General features: G+C 40.3%; 18 protein-coding genes, 1 pseudogene and 1 other annotated feature. Of the genes and pseudogenes, 13 read left to right on the top strand and 6 right to left on the bottom strand.

Annotated elements, in window-relative coordinates; genetic code table 11:
• Positions 1–182: 182 nt before the first annotated feature.
• From ffh to Q0976_RS06510, 8 genes are all read left to right on the top strand, one after another.
• Positions 183–1,556, top strand: a complete 1,374-nt coding sequence (ffh, locus tag Q0976_RS06545; RefSeq protein WP_299492243.1) for a signal recognition particle protein — start codon at positions 183–185, stop codon at positions 1,554–1,556.
• Between the two features lie 404 nt (positions 1,557–1,960).
• Positions 1,961–2,212: a 30S ribosomal protein S16 gene (gene rpsP / locus Q0976_RS06540; RefSeq protein ID WP_248938369.1), complete on the top strand. Its 252-nt coding sequence runs from the start codon at positions 1,961–1,963 to the stop codon at positions 2,210–2,212.
• A gap of 19 nt (positions 2,213–2,231) precedes the next feature.
• Positions 2,232–2,762: a ribosome maturation factor RimM gene (rimM, locus tag Q0976_RS06535; protein ID WP_299492501.1), complete on the top strand. Its 531-nt coding sequence runs from the start codon at positions 2,232–2,234 to the stop codon at positions 2,760–2,762.
• A 15-nt stretch (positions 2,763–2,777) separates the two neighbouring features.
• On the top strand, positions 2,778–3,524 hold the full coding sequence (gene trmD / locus Q0976_RS06530; RefSeq protein WP_299492241.1) for a tRNA (guanosine(37)-N1)-methyltransferase TrmD: 747 nt from the start codon (positions 2,778–2,780) through the stop codon (positions 3,522–3,524).
• A gap of 33 nt (positions 3,525–3,557) precedes the next feature.
• Positions 3,558–3,911 carry a 50S ribosomal protein L19 gene (rplS, locus tag Q0976_RS06525; RefSeq protein WP_298768487.1) on the top strand — a complete coding sequence of 118 codons (354 nt, stop codon included), beginning with the start codon at positions 3,558–3,560 and terminating at the stop codon, positions 3,909–3,911.
• A 220-nt stretch (positions 3,912–4,131) separates the two neighbouring features.
• On the top strand, positions 4,132–5,208 hold the full coding sequence (locus Q0976_RS06520; RefSeq protein WP_299492239.1) for a 3-deoxy-7-phosphoheptulonate synthase: 1,077 nt from the start codon (positions 4,132–4,134) through the stop codon (positions 5,206–5,208).
• 22 nt (positions 5,209–5,230) lie between these two features.
• On the top strand, positions 5,231–6,370 hold the full coding sequence (gene tyrA, locus Q0976_RS06515; protein ID WP_299492237.1) for a bifunctional chorismate mutase/prephenate dehydrogenase: 1,140 nt from the start codon (positions 5,231–5,233) through the stop codon (positions 6,368–6,370).
• 188 nt (positions 6,371–6,558) lie between these two features.
• Positions 6,559–6,951, top strand: a complete 393-nt coding sequence (locus tag Q0976_RS06510; protein ID WP_299492235.1) for a hypothetical protein — start codon at positions 6,559–6,561, stop codon at positions 6,949–6,951.
• 123 nt (positions 6,952–7,074) lie between these two features.
• Here the strand turns inward: Q0976_RS06510 and pheA are convergent, their stop codons facing one another.
• Together pheA and raiA are read right to left on the bottom strand one after the other, a co-directional pair.
• On the bottom strand, positions 7,075–9,039 hold the full coding sequence (gene pheA, locus Q0976_RS06505; protein ID WP_299492233.1) for a prephenate dehydratase: 1,965 nt from the start codon (positions 9,037–9,039) through the stop codon (positions 7,075–7,077).
• A 36-nt stretch (positions 9,040–9,075) separates the two neighbouring features.
• Positions 9,076–9,197: a sequence feature (Phe leader region), on the bottom strand.
• Between the two features lie 120 nt (positions 9,198–9,317).
• Positions 9,318–9,680, bottom strand: a complete 363-nt coding sequence (gene raiA / locus Q0976_RS06500; RefSeq protein ID WP_299492231.1) for a ribosome-associated translation inhibitor RaiA — start codon at positions 9,678–9,680, stop codon at positions 9,318–9,320.
• A 300-nt stretch (positions 9,681–9,980) separates the two neighbouring features.
• On the opposite strand from raiA, the gene Q0976_RS06495 reads away from it, so the two are divergent.
• Positions 9,981–10,652 (top strand): cytochrome b/b6 domain-containing protein, encoded by a 672-nt coding sequence (locus tag Q0976_RS06495; RefSeq protein WP_299492229.1) that lies wholly within the window; start codon positions 9,981–9,983, stop codon positions 10,650–10,652.
• Between the two features lie 72 nt (positions 10,653–10,724).
• On the opposite strand, the gene Q0976_RS06490 is transcribed toward Q0976_RS06495, so the two are convergent.
• On the bottom strand, positions 10,725–11,198 hold the full coding sequence (locus Q0976_RS06490) for a cytochrome c (RefSeq protein WP_299492227.1): 474 nt from the start codon (positions 11,196–11,198) through the stop codon (positions 10,725–10,727).
• A 227-nt stretch (positions 11,199–11,425) separates the two neighbouring features.
• Here Q0976_RS06490 and trpR point away from each other — a divergent pair, with 227 nt between their 5' ends.
• On the top strand, positions 11,426–11,701 hold the full coding sequence (trpR, locus tag Q0976_RS06485) for a trp operon repressor (RefSeq protein ID WP_299492225.1): 276 nt from the start codon (positions 11,426–11,428) through the stop codon (positions 11,699–11,701).
• A gap of 136 nt (positions 11,702–11,837) precedes the next feature.
• Here the strand turns inward: trpR and Q0976_RS06480 are convergent.
• Positions 11,838–12,296, bottom strand: a pseudogene (locus Q0976_RS06480) (peptidylprolyl isomerase); the annotation flags it as partial.
• 637 nt (positions 12,297–12,933) lie between these two features.
• Between Q0976_RS06480 and thrA the strand changes: the two are divergent.
• The 3 genes from thrA (at position 12,934) to thrC (ending at position 17,722) form a co-directional block, all read left to right on the top strand.
• Positions 12,934–15,402, top strand: a complete 2,469-nt coding sequence (gene thrA / locus Q0976_RS06475; RefSeq protein ID WP_299492223.1) for a bifunctional aspartate kinase/homoserine dehydrogenase I — start codon at positions 12,934–12,936, stop codon at positions 15,400–15,402.
• Positions 15,399–16,343: a homoserine kinase gene (gene thrB, locus Q0976_RS06470; protein ID WP_299492221.1), complete on the top strand. Its 945-nt coding sequence runs from the start codon at positions 15,399–15,401 to the stop codon at positions 16,341–16,343. The genes thrA and thrB overlap by 4 nt, the downstream gene beginning before the upstream one ends.
• Positions 16,344–16,438: 95 nt before the next feature.
• Positions 16,439–17,722 (top strand): threonine synthase, encoded by a 1,284-nt coding sequence (gene thrC / locus Q0976_RS06465; protein ID WP_299492219.1) that lies wholly within the window; start codon positions 16,439–16,441, stop codon positions 17,720–17,722.
• Positions 17,723–17,778: 56 nt separating this feature from the next.
• Here thrC and Q0976_RS06460 read toward each other — a convergent pair whose 3' ends face one another.
• Together Q0976_RS06460 and pgi are read right to left on the bottom strand one after the other, a co-directional pair.
• Positions 17,779–17,964: a DUF3545 family protein gene (locus tag Q0976_RS06460; RefSeq protein WP_298768509.1), complete on the bottom strand. Its 186-nt coding sequence runs from the start codon at positions 17,962–17,964 to the stop codon at positions 17,779–17,781.
• 230 nt (positions 17,965–18,194) lie between these two features.
• Positions 18,195–19,832: a glucose-6-phosphate isomerase gene (gene pgi / locus Q0976_RS06455; RefSeq protein WP_299492217.1), complete on the bottom strand. Its 1,638-nt coding sequence runs from the start codon at positions 19,830–19,832 to the stop codon at positions 18,195–18,197.
• Positions 19,833–19,836: the final 4 nt, after the last annotated feature.

Here is a 19,836-nt window from a genome sequence, read left to right as displayed (position 1 = left end):
CAGGATACCGTTAGGCAATAACAATACGAGTAAAATGGCGTGGTTTCTTTGTGTTAGTTCGCATTTTTGACAAATGTTAAGACTCACTTTTTAGTGATAATTAAACGATGCAGTAGCATAATATCTGGGCATCGCTATAATACTTACCTATCTATAGTAAAAGAAACGGTAAGAACTGGATAATGTTTGAGAACTTAACTGACAGATTGTCACGCACTCTGAAGAATATCAGTGGCCGTGGTCGCTTAACAGAAGAAAATGTTAAGGATACACTGCGCGAGGTCCGCATGGCACTGCTTGAGGCTGATGTCGCCCTGCCTGTGGTACGAGAGTTTGTTAATAGTGTTAAAGAGCGTGCTGTTGGACAAGAAGTCTCAAAAAGTTTAAGTCCAGGTCAGGCTTTTATTAAAATCGTTCAAAGCGAACTTGAAAATGCGATGGGCGAGGCCAATGAAGCCTTAGATTTATCCATGCAGCCGCCTGCTGTGATTATGATGGCAGGACTTCAAGGGGCGGGTAAAACCACCAGTGTCGCTAAGTTGTCAAAATTCTTACGGGAACGTGAGAAAAAATCAGTTTTAGTGGTCAGTGCTGATGTTTATCGTCCAGCCGCAATCAAACAGCTTGAGACATTAGCCTCTGAGGTTGAAGTTGAGTTTTTCCCATCGGATGTCAGTCAAAAACCAGTTGATATCGCGAATGCAGCTATTGCTCATGCAAAGCTTAAGTTTATTGATGTGGTGATCCTTGATACTGCAGGTCGTTTGCATGTTGATGATGCCATGATGGATGAAATTAAAGATCTACATGCAGCGGTTACGCCCGTAGAGACTTTATTTGTTGTTGATGCGATGACTGGTCAAGATGCAGCAAATACTGCGAAAGCCTTTAATGAAGCCCTGCCGTTAACTGGGGTGGTATTGACTAAGGTTGATGGTGATGCCAGAGGTGGGGCTGCTTTATCCATACGCCACATTACAGGTAAACCCATTAAGTTTCTCGGTGTGGGTGAAAAAACAGATGCATTAGAAGCATTCCATCCTGATCGTATTGCTTCTCGTATTTTAGGTATGGGCGATGTTCTTTCTCTTATCGAAGATGTGGAGCGCGGTGTCGATCAAGATAAGGCGATGAAGCTAGCCGCTAAAGTGAAAAAAGGCGGTAATTTTGATCTCGAAGATTTTCGTGAACAGCTCTCCCAAATGCAAAATATGGGCGGCATGATGAATATGATAGAAAAACTTCCTGGTGTTGGCCAATTACCCCCAGAGGCATTAGCCCAAGTGCAAAATGGTAAAATGACCGGGCAAATGGAAGCCATCATTAATTCAATGACTGTGGGTGAGCGTCAACGTCCAGATATCATTAAAGGATCGCGTAAAAGGAGAATTGCGGCAGGCTCAGGTACGCAAATTCAAGACGTGAATCGTTTATTAAAACAATTTTCACAGATGCAAAAGATGATGAAGAAAATGTCTTCAAAAGGAGGAATGAAGAAAATGATGCGAGGAATGAGTGGTATGCTGCCACCAGGAATGAAAATGCCAGGTCGTTAAGATATTATTCACAGGTATGATTTAAGCAGGCAACAAAAAAGCACATCAATGATGTGCTTTTTTGTTGCCTAAGTTTAAATCAATATTTTAATCAATTTCATTTAAGATAATAGTGCTAAGATGATTATTATATTGCTTTAATATCAATCTGTTGTTGGTTTTATTGTGCATTTTGATGATATTAAAGCTCTTGGAGAGGCATAAAAACTGTCCTATTTGAGGAGGAAGTCATTTTTTAAGGCGAATGAATTCGAGGGATATTCAGTAAAAACGTCTAATTTTGTTGCATTCGTCGTGAAGTAAGGTAAAATCTTCCGGCTTTCTATCTGATACTCTTCGCGAACACGGAGGATCAGTTTTTATTTTTGCTTTTAAAGAAGCAAATCATTAGAGGAATAAAACGCATGGTTACCATTCGTTTAGCTCGTGGCGGCGCAAAAAAGCGTCCATTTTATAATATCGTAGTTGCTGATAGCCGTAATGCTCGTGATGGACGTTTCATCGAGCGTGTTGGCTTTTTTAACCCATTAGCACGTGGCCAAGAAGAAACATTACGTTTAGATCTTGACCGTGTTGAGCATTGGGTTGCTAACGGTGCTGGTACTTCAGACCGCGTAGCGAAATTGATCAAAGACGCACAAAAAGCTGCGGCTTAATGGCGTTAAGGTATAGATGATGAGCAGTAAACAAGAACCCGTTGTGTTAGGAAAGTTAGGTTCCTGTCATGGCATTAAAGGTTGGTTGAAGATCACTACCTATACCGATTCTGTTGAAGGTATTTTTGACTATTCACCTTGGCTCATAAAAGAGCAAGGAGAATGGCGCGAAGTGAAAGTCACTCAGTGGCGTTTTCAAGGGAAAGCGGTGATTGCTGAACTTGAGGGGGTCAATACGCGGGAAAGGGCGCAAATGCTCACTAATTGTGAGATTGCCATTCCTGCTGAAGACATGTTGGATTTGCCGGTAGATGAATTTTATTGGCGTGATCTGATAGGTTGTGAAGTGGTGAACACCGCTGGTTATAACATGGGGAAAGTGCAACAGATCGTGGAAACAGGATCAAATGATGTACTCCTTGTGAAAGCTAACGCGAAAGATGGCTTTGGTAAAGCGGAACGTATGATCCCCTTTGTCATCGAGCAATTCATTAAAACAGTGGATATCTCGGCAAAACAGATTTTAGTGGATTGGGATCCGGACTTTTAAATCGAGGTATAGCAGATGTGGTTAGGGGTAGTCACCCTGTTTCCGGAGATGTTTAGTGCCATCACCGATTTTGGAGTAACGGGTCGGGCCGTTAATAAAGGCCTTTTAGCGTTGCAAACGTGGAATCCGAGGGATTTCACCCATGATAAACACAATACTGTGGATGACAGGCCTTATGGTGGTGGTCCCGGTATGTTAATGATGGTGCAACCTTTACGTGATGCTATCCATGCGGCGAAAGCGGCAGCAGGCGAAGACGTAAAGGTGATTTACTTATCTCCTCAAGGGCGCAAGCTGACACAGCAGGGCGTGGAAGAGTTAGCTAAGTCATCAAGTTTGGTGTTAGTGTGCGGACGATATGAAGGTATTGACGAGCGCATTATACAAACAGAAGTGGATGAAGAATGGTCAATCGGTGATTACGTGCTTTCGGGCGGTGAATTACCAGCGATGACCCTGATTGATTCAGTATCAAGGTTGGTACCCGGTGTACTGGGTAAGCAAGCTTCTGCAGAGCAAGATTCTTTCTCTGATGGTTTACTGGATTGTCCACATTATACGCGTCCCGAATGTTTGGATGGGCATGATGTACCAGCCGTTTTATTAAGCGGTAACCACGAACATATTAGACGCTGGCGTTTACAGCAGAGTCTGGGTAAGACTTTATTGAGACGACCAGAATTATTTGAAAATCTAGCTCTGACTGACGAACAGACCGAGTTATTAACAGAGTTTGTCGACACCATGAACAAGCATGGTTAGTTAGGTTCAGTTACACTAGAATGGAGTTTATTCATGAACAACATCATTAAAATGCTCAACGATGAGCAAATGAAAACTGACGTACCAGAATTCGGCGCAGGTGATACTGTCGTTGTTAAAGTACGTGTAAAAGAAGGCGGAAAAGAGCGTCTACAGGCTTTTGAAGGCGTTGTAATCGCAAAACGTAACCGTGGTCTGCATTCAGCATTCACTGTACGTAAAATCTCTAATGGTGAAGGTGTAGAGCGTGCATTCCAAACGCATAGCCCTATCATCGCAGGCATCGAAGTGAAGCGTCGCGGTCGTGTTCGTCGTGCTAAGCTTTACTATCTACGTGAGCGTTCAGGTAAATCTGCACGTATCCGTGAGAAACTATCTACCAAATAAGAATTTATTTGCTAGAAAAAAAGATGCAGTGTTCGCACAAAAGACCGCCCTCGAGGCGGTTTTTTGTGTTTAACTATCTGAATAAAATGAATTTTAAGTTTATCACGGATCAATACCTTTTATATCGTAAGTTGAGTTTAGATATATTTACACCATCAATGTAATGGTGTAATATTACGGCTATACAAAATTGGTATTATTTTAAGCATTAGGTGAGATCATGCAACAAGACACGATTAATAATATTCATATTACTTCTGAAGAGGTGCTGGTTAGCCCTAAAGCCCTTAAGCAGGCCTTACCTTTATCTGAGCATGCGAGTCAGTTTGTGCTTAATGCGCGTAAAACGGTATCAAATATTGTGCATAAACGCGATAATCGTGTGCTTATTGTGACTGGTCCTTGTTCTATTCATGATGTGAAGGCCGCGAAAGAGTATGCTTTAAAGCTTAAGCAATTGCATGATGAATTGAGTGATGAGTTTTTCATTTTAATGCGAGTTTACTTTGAAAAACCGCGTACTACGGTAGGCTGGAAAGGAATGATTAATGATCCTGATATGGATGAATCTTTCAATGTTGATAAGGGGTTACGTCAAGCAAGAGAGTTGATGATTTGGCTGGCTGAGTTAGAATTACCCGTTGCGACAGAAGCGTTAGATCCTATCAGTCCTCAATACATGTCAGAATTGGTGACTTGGTCGGCGATTGGCGCGCGTACGACAGAGTCACAAACCCATAGAGAAATGGCCTCGGGGTTGTCTATGCCTGTCGGGTTTAAAAATGGCACCGATGGTAAATTGCAAGTAGCGATTAATGCATTGGAATCAGCTGCTAGCGGGCATCGTTTTATGGGGATTAATCAACAAGGACAGGTTGCGTTATTAAAAACGGAAGGTAATCCGGATGGGCATGTTATTTTACGCGGCGGGAAAAAGCCCAACTATGATGCACAAAGTGTTGCTGAATGTGAAGATCAATTACATGCTGCAAAATTAAATGCAAGATTAGTCATTGATTGTAGTCATGGCAACTCCTCAAAAGATCATTCAAAGCAACCAGAAGTTTGTCAGGATGTGTTTAAACAAATTCGCAATGGCAATAAATCTATCATAGGAGTGATGCTAGAAAGTCATTTGAATGAAGGCAATCAAAGCAGTGATCAGCCAATCAATGAATTGGCTTATGGTGTATCTGTGACCGATGCTTGTATTAATTGGCAAACGACTGAAACATTATTGAGAAATGGCGCGAAAAGTTTATCATCGACTTTACCGCATCGTTTTGATATGACCTGAGTGCAGGATGAGAAGATAAACCATGAATGAAAAAACAACGGCCGACCTGGAGAACCTTCGAGGATTAATCGATGGTGTTGATCAACAGCTGCTCCACTTATTAAGAAAGCGTTTAGATCTAGTGGCGCAGGTAGGAGCAGTTAAGCATGGAGCGGGATTGCCTATTTATGCACCTCAACGAGAAGCTGCAATGCTCGCAAAGCGTCGAAAAGAAGCGGAAAACATGAAGGTTTCACCTCAATTAATTGAGGATATATTGCGACGTTTGATGAGAGAGTCTTATCAAAATGAGAAAGATGTAGGGTTTAAGCAAGTCAAACCTGATTTAGGTCATGTAGTGGTGATTGGCGGTCAAGGAAAATTAGGTGGCTTATTTTCACAAATGTTGACCTTATCAGGTTATGAGGTTAAATCATTAGATAAAGGTGATTGGGGTCAAGCGGAGCATTTATTTGAAGGTGCGGGGTTGGTGATTGTGACGGTCCCAATTCAAATGACCTGTGATTTAATAGCGACTCAGTTGACTCAACTGCCTAAAGATTGCGTGTTAGCGGACTTGACTTCGATAAAATCCGATCCAATGGCTGCAATGTTAAAGGCCCATGAGGGACCCGTGATAGGTTTACATCCCATGTTTGGGCCCGATGTTGGTAGTCTAGCAAAACAAGTCATCGTTGTATGTCATGGTCGTGATGAAGAGGCCTATCAATGGTTACTTGAGCAGATGACGATTTGGGGAGCGAGGCTTGTTGAGGCAGAACCTCAAGAACATGATAAATCTATGCAGTTAGTGCAAGCAATGCGTCATTTTTCTTCTTTCGTATATGGTTTGAATTTATGTAAAGAGTCGGCTGATATTGAGACATTATTGCAATTTAGTTCACCAATTTACCGGCTTGAGCTCGCCATGGTGGGGAGGTTGTTCGCACAAAGCCCTGAATTATACGCTGATATTATTTTCTCTCAACCTGACAGCTTACATGTCATCAGTGATTATTTAAAAAATTATACTCAAGCGTTAGAGCTGCTTAAACAAGGTGATAAAGAAGGTTTTATTACTCAATTTAAAGGTGTATCGACTTGGTTTGGCGATTTTGCTTCACAATTTCAAAAAGAAAGTCGCGCTATGTTGCAATCAGTCAATGATATGAAAACAGATTAAAGCAGGTATCTTTCTCCACACATGCATGAATATCCAATTATATAAAAAGAGAGCTTGTCTCTCTTTTTATTGTTATAGAGGGGAAATATGATCAGAGGATGATACTTTTATGTCATGGCGATCCTTTTGTTACATTCTGAAAGTTGCAGAAAAGTGAGATAGACAGTAAAGTTAATATTAGGATACGAATGGATTTGCTCCTAACCGCCTTTCCTTTATGGAGTAAATTTATGACCTTGATGACTTCAACACCGAACCTATCCTCTGATAATATTCAGGAGGATACCAGTTTAGGACATTTCCTCTATGGGCTATTAGCCGCCTTTCCTCTGTTACTTCTGCCTTCTTTGTTGAGCTTGTTGATTAATATGTTACAGAGAGAAACTCACTTAGGTGAAGTGCTAAAGTCCCATTTAGGCTGGCAACGTCGGTCTATGTTTGGGTTATTAGCCGTGTTGTTACTAGGTTATAGTCTCAATGCTATGTGGGCAAGTATGACGCTCTATTTATTGGGCGCATTATGGTTTACGGCTCGTCTTGTTAAAGGTTGGTTGAGTTTATTGGAAGGTCGGCCGATTTAGTTCATGGTGATGCCGCTATGCTTTGAGATTGTTAAGTGGCAATGATAATGATTGTTTTGTTTGTCTCTAATAAAAATGCCGCAATTGATACGGCATTTTTATTAGAATTAACCTATTTAGCTGTTAATGGTACAAAGAATGTAAAATCTCATTGAATAGTGTGTTCTCATCAGAAGTGATAACCTGATTTGATAATGATAAGTGAAGTACTATGCCATCTGCAGAGAGGTTTTTTATTGCGGGTAAATAAGTCGTGATTTGTGATAATTCTATCGCATAACTGGGATTGGTAATAACGGGTAAGTGAGTGGTGTTTTTCAACAAAACTAATCCAGCTAAATCTAATGAGATATGCTCACTATTATTCACCTTAATGCCCGAATCGCATAATATGACTTGTTGGTTACCTTGGCTTAATACTGTATTACTGGCAGATAATAATGCTTCAATATTGGCCATAGGATTACGCTCTATAATGATAGGTAAAAGCAAAGATCCTAGCTGCATTAACAGCGATTGGTTGTACATTTGCGCACTATCAAGCAGTAACAGATCAGCATGATGTGTAGCAATAGCTAAATCGGACTCATGTTCAATAACAATGATGCAAGCTAAATTAAAGTGCTCAAGTGTTCTCTTCATTTGCGTCAGAGTAGAATTAACATCAGGTTGTAAATGTAAACCTCTAAGTTGAACAGCTTGAAAGCCTAACTCTTTTAATGTTTTTACCTGTTGTTCAAATAGCGCCACTTCAATGGGTAATTGTACTTGGATGATAGCTGCGGGTTGAGCAGTATTAAATTCTAATTGACCACACTTGATTTGTGTCGCATTCATCTTATAGTTTTTGCTATAACGCAGTGGTTGACTATGCTCAGTTTTTTGTTCTATTTGCTCTGAGTGATTATCTAACATAAGTTCTTGATGTGCCAAATGGGTTGGTTTGACGGATTCACAAGGATAGCAACCTAATACTTTAATGAAGCGGGTAATTCTCTCGAGTTCTTTCAATGCTGTTTTCATGGCAGTTGAAGATAAATTGGCTTCTATATCCAGATAAAACATTTCTTCCCAAGGGGTACCAGCAATGGGTCTTGATTCGAGTTTACTCATATTTAAGTGATGCGCTTTTAAGACAGATAAAGCATCGACTAATGCGCCAGGTTTTTGTCCTGTTGCCATAATGAGGGTTGATTTTGCGGGTAATTGCTCAGGGACATCAACAGGCTTTTGTGCAACAACAATAAAGCGACTTTGGTTTATTTTTTGATTAGCAAGCCCTTTTTCGATAGCATCAAGTTGATATAATGCGCCACCTTCTGCACTGCCAATTGCTGCAACATTGGGGGTGGGACTTTGTTTCACTTTTTCCATGGCCTCTGCACTACTAGAGCAATACTCCAATTTAAATTGACCATGCATTCCAAGATATCGGCTGCATTGGCTAATTGGCTGCGGATGGGCATAGACCGTTTTAATGTGATTAATGTTACTGCCAGATTGAGCCAGTAGACAATGTTCAACTTCAATTGTGGTTTCACCTACAATAGCAAGGCGAGTATGTTGGAGCACATCATACACTTCATTGATTGAACCTGAAGAGGTATTTTCAATAGGTAAAAAACCATAATCAGCTTGACCTGACTCCACGGCTTGGATGATGGCATCAAAACTGTGGCAACCCAGTTCTTGCATATCTACTTGTCTGCGTGCACAGTAACGGGTGGCTGCAAGGTAAGAATAGGAGCCTTTCGCACCTAAGTAAGCTGCGATATAGCGTGGTTTTTGTGTTTCAGGATTAGCTCGTCCGTGTAAAAAAGCTTGCTGATTAAGTACAGAGTCTTCAATAATACTTTGATAAAGAGAAATAATGTAATGAGCATCGAGTCCTTTTTCGCGGCCTTGTTTCACTAATCGAGCTAAAAGATCTTTTTCTCGTTCGGTATCACGTATAGGACGTATGTCAACTTCTTTGCTTCGAGCGACATTCAAACTCAATTCGCGCCTTTTAGCCAATAAAGTGAGTAATTCATTATCTAGTGCAGTAATTTGCTCTCGAGTCTGGTTTAAAGGAATGGTTTTACTCATTTAGGCCTCTACATCTTCATTTTATACAGTATTAAAAACAAAAAAGCCTCCGTTTTAGGAGGCTTTGGAATTTTCACTTTCGTTTGTACACCGAAAATCCGCCTCTATTGGGGGGAGGTGTAAAAAAGAAAGTAAATAAACCGTGGAAACATATTTTCATTGTTTAAAAATAATAGTCTATGCAGTGAGTGTCAACGAAAAAATGATAAAGTTCGTTTATTTAGTGGGGAAAGTAAAAAGCGCACCGAAAGATGCGCTTTTAAGTAAATAAAATGTAATCAAGCTGCGTATTCCTCCTCATTATTGTAGATAAAATCATCGTCTCGAGTATCATCTTCTAGATTAAGTGTTGCTCGACGCTGACTTTCTGGTTTATGGACTTGGCGATTGAGTTGTTTTTCCAGTTTCTGCCCCATTGCGTTAATGGCGGCATAAAGGTCGTCACTTTTCGCCTGTGCAAATAGTGTTGCATTCGGAATGCCAACAGAAGCTTCGATTTTGAATGTTTGCTTTTCCTGTACGATGATGACATGTGGGTTAAGGAACTGCACATCATGCCTTGAAAGCTTAGCAATTCTGCTTTCAATACGTTCACGGATAGAGTCAGTTACGTCAAATTGCTTACTAGTAATCTTTATCATATGTCGAACCTTCTGTTATTTCCTTGAATTCAGACTACCAATCTCTATGGGAAAAGTCGTGACTTAAATCACATTTTTTTAGCCTTTTTTAATTGTTCGCGTTTTATTTGATCACTTAGACAAAAATTAAAAATAATCCTGCTGTTGGCCTTGAAACTTATTATAAACCCGTGCATATTTGATGGGATAACCTCGGCTTAGGTATAGCTATTTCACTTCATTTTTTGCATGAACGCTTCATTTTCCTTATTGAGATATTCTTTTCATGCTGCATATTTCACTTTTTAAGAGTAAGACAATATGGATAAAACTAAATCAAGTATTCAAGTATGGGACTCTCCAACGCGTTTATTCCATTGGTCAGTGGTGGGGTTACTCATTGGCCTATGGTGGACGGCATCGATAGGAGAGATGCATTGGCATCAAGTATTGGGTTATGTGTTATTGGATTTGGTGTTGTGCCGTTTAATATGGGGATGGGTCGGAAGTGATACAGCGCGCTTTGCTTTTTTCATTGTTTCTCCTAAAAAAATGCTCAAGTACCTTTTTGAAAAGCGAAAAACCAGTAGCACTTTAGGGCATAACCCTATTGGTGGGTATATGGTGGTCCTACTGCTTTCATTACTGAGTCTTCAATTAATGAGTGGATTGCTTGCAACGGATGATATTTTTACCGAAGGGCCTCTCGTTAAGTATGTGAGCAGTACTACAGCAGCCTGGTTTACTTGGCTACATAAAAATAATTTTAATCTTATATTGGTGTTTTCGAGTATGCATATTTTAGCTGTCTTAGTTCATTTGCTAAAAGGGGATAACTTAATTACAGCCATGTTTACAGGTAAAAAGGAGAGAGGTAATGCTGATTATCCTTCGCTCAAGTTTACTCATACCTTTGTGGCTTTAGGCTTGTTTATCGTTATTGGGTTGGTGATTTTTTATTTTTGGGTTCAACCGATTTTACCTATGCTTTGAAGTAAAAAGTGATGAATAATAGGCGAATGGGCTATATTCATGATTAGGTTTATATAGCCCTGATGGAATTAACTAGTCTTTCTTGTAATCATCGTGGCATGATTTACAGCTCTTTCCTGTGGTCATAAAAGCTTTTTGCACGGCTTTTCTATCACCGCTTTTGGCTGCAACGACTAACATACTTGCACTTTGCTGTAGTGTTTTCATTTTTTCATTAAACTTGGCCTTTTCGGTCCAAATCTTATCGAGAGCGTCACGCTGATCTAAACCATCAGATTGAACAAAGCCTTCTAATGGCAATTTTGATAAAGCGGCAACATTTTCAGCTCGAGTAATAACTGAGGCGGCGTTGTAAGGCTTCTTTCCTTTTAGCATAGTGCCAATATCGCCGAAATTATAAGCCATCATGCTAAAGGCTGATTGTCTATACTTGACAGCATCTTCAGGCTTCTTGAAATTAGTGCTAGGAGAGGTGTCTGCGATGCTAACAGTCATTGCTGTGCTCGTTAAGATGGCTAATAGGCTCAAAGTTAGTTTTTTTCTCATAGTGCTTGCTCACTGTTGAAGGTTGTTGTTGTATTTATATTGTTGTATTTATATTGTTGTATTTATATTGTTGCATTTAACGTCCTTTAATTGAAACTTCTTTTTCAATTAAAGGTCATTATTGAACGTGTTATGCAGCTAGGGTTATTAAGAATGAATAGAGTATTGAATATTATTTTTGTTACAATACGACTTAGTTATTAGCATTGGAGGACACAGGAGCGTACATGCGAGCGGAATGGGACTTAGTATTAGAGAAAGTTATTTCTTATCATGATTATAGTGGGTTGATTGATTTATTTGAATTGCTGCTTACCGAAGATGAACGCAGTGCAATTGCGAGTCGATTGAAAGTGTTTCAGACTTTGCTTGACGGAGAAATGAGTCAAAGACAAATAGCCCAAGAATATCAGATCAGTATTGCAACGATCACTCGGTGTTCAAATTATTTAAAGCATATGCCAGCAGAAAAGAAAAATAAAATAAAATCAATGATTTTGTGAATATGACATAGCAGGTAAAGCCTCAATTCAACTTTGAGAACTGGGGCTTTTTCATTTTATTCTAGTGGCCGTCGCAACATCCGTCTTTATGTTCGTGTGCTTCAGTTGTCGTTTGACTTTCGCAGTGACCAGAAGGATGGACATGGCCATGGGCCAGTTCCTCTTCTGTTGCTTGACGAATATCGACAACTTCGACATTAAAGTGCAACCTTTGTCCGGCTAAAGGATGGTTTCCGTCAACAACGGCAACATCATCTTTTACTTCGACAACTTGCACTGGTCGTTGGCCCATTTCGGTTTCAGCAATGAAACGCATGCCTGGCATAATATCTTCGACATCTCCAAAAGCATCAAGAGGCACTTCCTGGCGTAACCCATCATGATATTCACCATAGCCATCTTTAGCTTCAATGCTGGCTTCAATTTTGTCTCCAATGGTTTTGCCTTCAAGCTCAGCCTCAAGGCCTGGGATCATATTTTGAGCACCGTGCAAGTAAAGCATTGGTTCACCGTCAAATGAACTTTCAACGATACGATTTTCGTCATCTTTTAGTTGATAATGGATAGTGACTGCACACTCTTGTGTAATGTTCATGCTAAAGCTCCAATAAATGAATGGCGGGTATTTTAACTGGATTTTCCTTAAGATGCGATCATGGTTAGCACGGCAAAATATGGCTATGGCGTGGAATATTATGAAAAAAGTCATCGTTAATGCATAGTCATGCAGTTAACAGTATTCTATTGTGGTTATTGTTTGACATAAAAAGCACATTAATGATGATCTGCTAAGATCTGTTTTCATATTTCAATGACGTGCTTGATAAAATAGAAAGCCAATGTATAACACTTTAATAACAGATGGTTAAACTCAATGTTTCTATCGAGAAACAAAGTTGTAGTTTTCTTTTTTTACTCAAGAAGTAAAATATTCAAGCTATTTAACCGTTAAATCTTTTAAAAGGGATAGCTGATTCAAATTATTCATAAAAAGGGACTTGACAGCCGCCGTGTAAAAAGCAATTCTGTAAGCATAAATTAACGAATGATTGAATTTACCCTATTTATTATGACGCTTTGCCGCACTGTTGTAATCACCATTATTACGACCACCACGATTATTATCGTGGGGACAGGCTGAGCGTATCTAATATTAGATTAAACATTAAGCCTGCTTCCCATAAAGAAGCAGGCTTTTTTGTTTCTGAAGAGGGGTGGGCACAGGAGAAAATATGAAAGTCATGAAGTTTGGTGGTACCTCACTTGCCAATTGGCAGAGATTCCAATCGGCTGCCGCTATTGTTGCTAAGTCAGCGAGTGAAGAGTCAATTGCTGTTGTCTTATCTGCGCCCGCAACGATTACCAATAGTTTATTGGAAGTGGTGGATGTTGCCATCGAGGGTGGAAAATTTGAATTAGTGTTATCTAGAATTGAGCAAGTGTTTACGGATCTCTATAAACAAGCAACCACGGCACTATTAACGAACAATCAGAGTCAGCACCTACAAGCTTGTTTAGATAAACAACTGGCTTTTTGGAGTAATAAATTACAGGGTGTTTCTTTATTGGGTGTTTGTCCTGATAGCGTGAGAGCTGAAATCATTATTGGCGGAGAGAAGCTTTCTGCTGCATTAATGGAGCAATTGATTAACGTTATGGGCCACAGAGCTGCTCAGCTCAATCCTCAAACTTTATTATTAGCTGAGGGCCCCAGACTTGAATCAGCGGTTGATATTGAGGCAAGTAAAGTTAATTTTAATGCCATTAACCTCGATGAGTTTAGAGTGTGGGTGATGCCAGGATTTAGTGCGGGAAGGGAAGATGGTTCAGTTGTTACCTTAGGACGCAATGGGTCTGATTATTCTGCTGCTGTTTTAGCAGCTTGTATTGATGCTAGTTGTTGTGAAATTTGGACGGATGTTGATGGTATTTATAATACCGATCCTCGAGTGGTTGTCGATGCAAAATTATTAGCGCAGATGAGTTACCAAGAAGCCATGGAAGTCTCTTATTTTGGTGCAAAAGTTTTGCATCCTAAAACTGTTGCCCCTATTGCTCAATATCATATTCCTTGTTACATACGTAATAGCTTTAATCCTGATGCGGTAGGGACATTGGTTTCCAACGCACAAGATGAGTCAGGGCTAAGTGTGAAAGCCATTTCGAATCTGGACGAACAAACAATGTTTGATGTCTCCGGCCCTGGAATGAAAGGCATGGTGGGGATGGCGAGTCGAACATTAGGTGCGATTTCAAGAAGTGGCGTGTCTGTGTCTTTGATCACACAAAGCTCATCTGAATACAGTATCAGTTTTTGTGTGAATACTTCTGATGCAGCAAATGCAAAACAAGCATTAGAACAAGAATTTGAACTTGAATTGCAAAGTGAGCTTTTAGAACCACTAGAAATGCGTCATAACTTAGCGATAGTGTCATTAATTGGTGATGGAATGCGCACCAATAAAGGGATCACGGCTACTTTCTCCCAAGCGTTGGCCCAAGCAACGGTTAATATTATTGCGATTGCACAAGGCTCGTCAGAGCGCTCAATCTCTGCTGTTGTTGAGCAACGTAAAATTAAAAATGCGATTTCAGCCTGCCATCAAAGCTTTTTTGACGTGCAGCATTACTTAGATGTCTTTCTTGTCGGTTGCGGTAATGTTGGGGCTGGATTGCTTGATCAAATTGCTAGTCAAGCGGATATGTTAAAAGAACAGCATATAAGTATTCGAGTATGCGGTATCGTCAATTCAAGTCAAATGTTACTTAATGCTCAAGGGGTGGACTTGAATGCATGGCCCTCTTTACTTAATGAGTCGAAGCAACAAAGTGATCTTGATTTTATGTTGCGTTGGGCTAAAGAACAGCAATTGCTTAATCCGGTACTGGTTGATTGTACCTCAAGTGATTTTGTGTCAAATAAGTATCTTGATGTCATGAATGCTGGTTTGCATGTGGTGACACCAAACAAAAAAGCCAATACCCGTGACATGGCTTACTATGAAGCGTTACGTAAAACGGCGTTGAAGCAACGACGCCAATTTCTATATGAAACCACGGTAGGTGCGGGATTACCTGTAATTGACAATTTGAAAAAACTCTTATGTGCAGGTGATAAATTATTGAGTTTCAGCGGTATTTTGTCTGGTAGTTTGTCGTATATTTTTGGCATGTTAGATGAAGGCATGAGCCTATCTGAAGCGACACGTATTGCGAGAGAAAAGTGTTTTACTGAACCCGATCCCAGAGACGATCTCAGTGGCATGGATGTGGCGCGTAAAGTACTGATTTTAGCCAGAGAGGTGGGATTAAACTTAGAGCTGAGCGATATACAAGTTGAATCAGTATTGCCGCCTCATTTTGATGCGTCTGGTGATGTTGAAACCTTCATGACGAATTTAACCACATTGGATGAAGACGTGGCCATTCAAGTGAGTAATGCTAAAGCGAAAGGTCGATTGTTACGTTATGTAGGCCAAATTGATGATCAAGGCTGCCGAGTGAAGATTGTAGAAGTTGATGCAAATAACCCACTGTATAGTGTGAAAGGTGGGGAAAATGCCCTTGCCTTTAACAGTCGTTATTATCAACCCATTCCCTTTGTGTTAAGAGGATACGGTGCGGGTACAGAGGTGACAGCAGCAGGGGCTTTTGCGGACGTATTAAGAACATTAAATTGGACTCGCGAGGTAACAGCATGAGTGTAAAAGTTTATGCTCCGGCATCCATTGCCAATATTAGTGTAGGCTTTGATACCTTAGGCGCAGCTCTTGCGCCAATTGATGGGACTTTATTGGGCGATACGGTTGCTATTGAGGCCGCAACGCAAGGTGTGGCGTTAGAAGTGCTGGGACCTTGGGCACATAAATTACCCGTTGAGCCTAAAGAGAATATTGTTTATCAATGTGCGGAATTTTTTATTGATCAATTGGCCAATGATAACGCTCTAGTGGGTGGCATAAAGCTGACGTTAGCGAAAAATTTGCCTGTAGGAAGCGGACTAGGCTCTAGCGCAAGCTCAGTTGTTGCTGCACTTTATGCATTGAATGAGTATTTTAACCGCCCTTTTTCTGCCGCTGATTTATTGTTAGTGATGGGAAAATTTGAAGGACAAATTAGTGGATCGGTTCACTATGATAATGTTGCACCTTGTTATTTGGGAAAAATGCAACTGATTTTAAATGGAAAAAATCAGGTGTGTGATGCCATTCCAAGCTTTAATCAATGGTATTGGGTGATGTCATATTCAGGGGTGTCTTTATCGACAGCTAAAATGAGACAGCTTTTACCTGATCAATATGAGAAATCCACGGTCATTGAATTTGGTCGCCATTTAAGTACATTTGTTCATGCATCTTACAAACAAGATGAGATATTGGCATTTGAGGCGTTAAAAGATGTGCTTGCAGAACCTTATCGAGCGGTGGCTATTCCAGGTTACAGTGAAGCAAAAACGGCACTGGAAGCGATGGGAATGTTAGCAACGGGGATCTCGGGCAGTGGCCCGACACTGTTTTCGATTACCAATAGTTTGGACAAAGCTGAGCAAGCGAAAACTTGGTTGGATAAACATTACCTTACAGATGAAAATGGTTTTTCACATATTTGCCGAATTGATCCGGCGGGCGTAAGAAAAATTTAATCGTCGAGCCTATTTGAAACCAATAGGCTTTAGGGTTATCTCAGATAAGTAATAGCAATAGTTAGTGTATTGAACAGTTAAAAGGGTAAGTTGTTATGCAGTTATATAATTTAAAGCATCCTTCTCAAGTCGTCAGTTTTACTGAAGCAGTAAAGCTTGGTCTAGGTAAAGATAGAGGGCTATTTTTTCCAACAGCTATTCCCGTTTTGGATGATATGGAGACGTTATTAGCGCTGCCGTTTGTAGAAAGAAGTAAAAAAGTCATTGGTGCTTGGCTTGCATCAGAGCTTGGACAGGACACTGTTGACTCATTAGTGGAAAAGGCGTTCAATTTTGATGTTCCTCTAGTGCAGGTCGATGACAATCGATACAGCTTAGAGCTTTTTCATGGACCGACATTAGCATTTAAGGATTTTGGCGCTCGGTTTATGGCTCAGTGTCTGAATGTGTTAGCAAAAGATGAAACCATTAATATTCTGACCGCCACATCGGGTGACACAGGCGCGGCAGTTGCAGATGCATTTTTTGGTCTTGATGCCATAAACGTTGTCGTGCTATATCCCAAAGGGAAAATTAGTGTACTGCAAGAGAAGATGTTCACGACATTAGGCAAAAATATTCATACTGTTGCAGTCGATTCAGATTTTGATGCTTGTCAAAGCCTCGTGAAACAGTCATTTGAAGACAGTGCTATTCGAGATGGTTTACATTTAAACTCTGCTAATTCAATTAATATCAGTCGATTACTTGCCCAGATCTGTTATTACTTTGAAGCGGTTGCACAGTTTAAACAACAAAATGAGACTTTACCGGTTATTGCTGTACCCAGTGGTAATTTTGGTAATTTAACCGCTGGATTGTTTGCTAAAGCGATGGGGTTACCTGTTAAGTATTTTGTGGCGGCGACAAACAGTAATGATACTGTTCCGCGTTACTTACTTGATGGAAAGTGGTCTCCCAATACAACGGTGGCGACAATGTCCAATGCGATGGATGTGGCTGAACCCAGTAATTGGCCAAGGGTTGAGGCCATTGTTGATAAGATGGGCTGGTCGCTTAGTGATATTAAAGGCGTGGCCTTATCTGAAGAACAAACATCTAATGCATTGACGGCATTACATAAGGCAGGTTATTTATCTGAACCTCACGGCGCCATCGCGGCGAATGCGTTAACCCAAGTGATGCATGAAGATGAAAAAGGTATCTTTTTAGGCACGGCTCATCCAGCAAAGTTTAATGAAGTGGTTGAAGCTGAGCTGAAAATTAGTTTGCCTTTACCTCAGCCTTTGGCTGATGTGGAAAACAAGGCTATTTTATCTGTGGATTTACCTGCCAATTTTGATGAACTTAAAGCACATTTGTTTAAGCTGCTAAAGTAATTGGGTAATTAAAAGAGCAGCATAACAAGCTGCTCTTTTATCATCGGGCTAGAAAACTATATGAATAAGTTGTCTATTTCATCATTGAAATTATTATCGATATCTTGAAGTTCTTTAAGTAGGCGATGTTTTTCTTTTAGCGCTTCTATTTCACGCCATTTTCGCTTTTTACTGGAATTTCTCGAGCGGCTGGGTTTTTCTACTACACTATCTAGCGCACAACCATAATCTAAACGATTCATAGCAACCTCCTGTCGTTTCTGTGTATTCAAATAAATAGCATGTTTTTAAAACAGGGTGCAACAAAAATGTTTCACTTATGTTAATTTTGAGTGTTTTTTTTATTTATTTACACTTTTAATGCCGTTTAGTGTCATTGGGAGAGAAAAAGAGAAGGGGACTTGAGTGTAAAAAAACCAATAACACTGTTATTGGTTTTTTGTATGCTAATTTGATCTACTAGCGCGAGAGATTAAATTTTCTGTTGGCGAAATAGATTAATCAACCCATTACTAGAACTATCAAGCTCTGAGGCTGCTTTATTCGCGTTTAGGCGTTCGAGTACATCATTACCTAATACTTTACCGAGCTCAACACCCCACTGATCAAATGAATTGATTTGCCAAATTGCTCCTTGAACAAAGGTTTTGTGCTCATAAAGTGCAATGAGTGCGCCTAATGTTGAAGGCGTAAGCTTGTCCATCAGTAAGGTATTACTAGGCTTGTTGCCCGGCATGACTTTATGCTTAGCAATAAGCTGTTTGTCATCGTGACTAAGCGGGCTGCTTTGTAATTCAGCTAAGGCTTCCTCAAAGGTTCTTCCTTGCATTAAGGCTTGAGTTTGACCAAAACAATTTGAAGCTAATTGAACGTGGTGTTCACCTAATGGATTATGGCTATTGAGTGGCATAATAAAATCCGCTGGAATAAGCCCTGTTCCTTGATGCAATAACTGATGATAAGCGTGTTGGCCGTTAGTGCCTTCACCACCCCAAATTACGGGGCCTGTATTGTAATCAACATTTTGCCCTTGAAGGTTTACCGATTTGCCATTACTTTCCATATCAAGCTGCTGGAAATAGGCAGGGAGTCCTCTTAAATAATGATCGTAAGTCAATACAACATGGGATTGTGCATTGAAAAAGTTAACATACCAAACTGATAATAGTCCCATGATAACAGGCATATTTTTTTCAAGAGGCGCATTGGCAAAATGCTCATCCATTTCATTGGCGCCGGCCAGTAATTCACAAAAGCGCGGCATGCCAATTAATAGTGCGATGGGTAAGCCGATAGCTGACCACAGAGAATAACGCCCGCCAACCCAGTCCCACATTGGAAAGATGTTTTCAGCAGCAATGCCAAATTTACAGGCTTTATCCACATTAGAGCTTACAGCGACAAAATGTTTGGCCACATCATTTTGGCTACCACCTTGACGAATAAACCACTCTTTTGCACTCAAGGTATTAGTGAGAGTTTCCTGGGTGCCAAAAGACTTCGATGACATTACAAATAATGTTGTCTCGGCATTTAAGTGTTTAAGCTTTTCAACGATGGAGGTCGCATCAACATTTGCGACAAAATGGCAATTGATATCACCTGTCCAGTAAGGTCTTAATGCTTGAGAGACGATTTTAGGCCCTAAAAAAGAGCCTCCAATACCGATACTCACGACATCAGTAATCTTCTTACCTGTGTAACCTTTCCATGATCCCGAGGTAATGCTGTCAACAAAACTTGTCATTTTAGCTAAGGTTTGTTGGATCTCAGGGAAAATACTTTGGCCATCAACTTGCAGATCTTGGTTCGATTGAGCGCGTAAAGCGCTATGCAAAACTGCGCGTTGCTCTGTGGTATTAATCTTTTCTCCACCGAGTAAGGCTTGAATTTTCGTTGTCAATTTAGTCTCTTTAGCGAGAGAAAATAAATGCGACAATGTTTCATCTGTAATTTTGTTTTTAGAATAATCTAAAAACAATCCACAAGCAGATAAAGAGAGTTTTTCAAAACGATTAGGATCACTGGCAAAGAGGGTCCGCATATGTGGCACATGCTCACTGTGACGTTTAAGTGCGTGCCAAGATGATAATTGAGTCAATTCAGTCATGGTG

It is taken from the genome of uncultured Shewanella sp. (genome assembly GCF_947501665.1).
Classification (GTDB): domain Bacteria; phylum Pseudomonadota; class Gammaproteobacteria; order Enterobacterales; family Shewanellaceae; genus Shewanella.
This window is presented reverse-complemented; position numbering and strand designations above follow the sequence as displayed.

Excerpts from the sequence above, each read along its gene's own strand:
- ffh (WP_299492243.1), top strand. The coding sequence starts at position 183 with ATGTTTGAGAACTTAACTGACAGATTGTCACGCACTCTGAAGAATATC.
- Q0976_RS06510 (WP_299492235.1), top strand. The coding sequence starts at position 6,559 with ATGGATTTGCTCCTAACCGCCTTTCCTTTATGGAGTAAATTTATGACC.
- thrC (WP_299492219.1), top strand. The coding sequence starts at position 16,439 with ATGCAGTTATATAATTTAAAGCATCCTTCTCAAGTCGTCAGTTTTACT.
- pheA (WP_299492233.1), bottom strand. The coding sequence starts at position 9,039 with ATGAGTAAAACCATTCCTTTAAACCAGACTCGAGAGCAAATTACTGCA.
- Q0976_RS06460 (WP_298768509.1), bottom strand. The coding sequence starts at position 17,964 with ATGAATCGTTTAGATTATGGTTGTGCGCTAGATAGTGTAGTAGAAAAA.
- Q0976_RS06490 (WP_299492227.1), bottom strand. The coding sequence starts at position 11,198 with ATGAGAAAAAAACTAACTTTGAGCCTATTAGCCATCTTAACGAGCACA.
- rpsP (WP_248938369.1), top strand. The coding sequence starts at position 1,961 with ATGGTTACCATTCGTTTAGCTCGTGGCGGCGCAAAAAAGCGTCCATTT.
- rplS (WP_298768487.1), top strand. The coding sequence starts at position 3,558 with ATGAACAACATCATTAAAATGCTCAACGATGAGCAAATGAAAACTGAC.
- thrB (WP_299492221.1), top strand. The coding sequence starts at position 15,399 with ATGAGTGTAAAAGTTTATGCTCCGGCATCCATTGCCAATATTAGTGTA.
- Q0976_RS06495 (WP_299492229.1), top strand. The coding sequence starts at position 9,981 with ATGGATAAAACTAAATCAAGTATTCAAGTATGGGACTCTCCAACGCGT.
- rimM (WP_299492501.1), top strand. The coding sequence starts at position 2,232 with ATGAGCAGTAAACAAGAACCCGTTGTGTTAGGAAAGTTAGGTTCCTGT.
- thrA (WP_299492223.1), top strand. The coding sequence starts at position 12,934 with ATGAAAGTCATGAAGTTTGGTGGTACCTCACTTGCCAATTGGCAGAGA.
- trpR (WP_299492225.1), top strand. The coding sequence starts at position 11,426 with ATGCGAGCGGAATGGGACTTAGTATTAGAGAAAGTTATTTCTTATCAT.
- Q0976_RS06520 (WP_299492239.1), top strand. The coding sequence starts at position 4,132 with ATGCAACAAGACACGATTAATAATATTCATATTACTTCTGAAGAGGTG.
- trmD (WP_299492241.1), top strand. The coding sequence starts at position 2,778 with ATGTGGTTAGGGGTAGTCACCCTGTTTCCGGAGATGTTTAGTGCCATC.
- raiA (WP_299492231.1), bottom strand. The coding sequence starts at position 9,680 with ATGATAAAGATTACTAGTAAGCAATTTGACGTAACTGACTCTATCCGT.
- tyrA (WP_299492237.1), top strand. The coding sequence starts at position 5,231 with ATGAATGAAAAAACAACGGCCGACCTGGAGAACCTTCGAGGATTAATC.
- pgi (WP_299492217.1), bottom strand. The coding sequence starts at position 19,832 with ATGACTGAATTGACTCAATTATCATCTTGGCACGCACTTAAACGTCAC.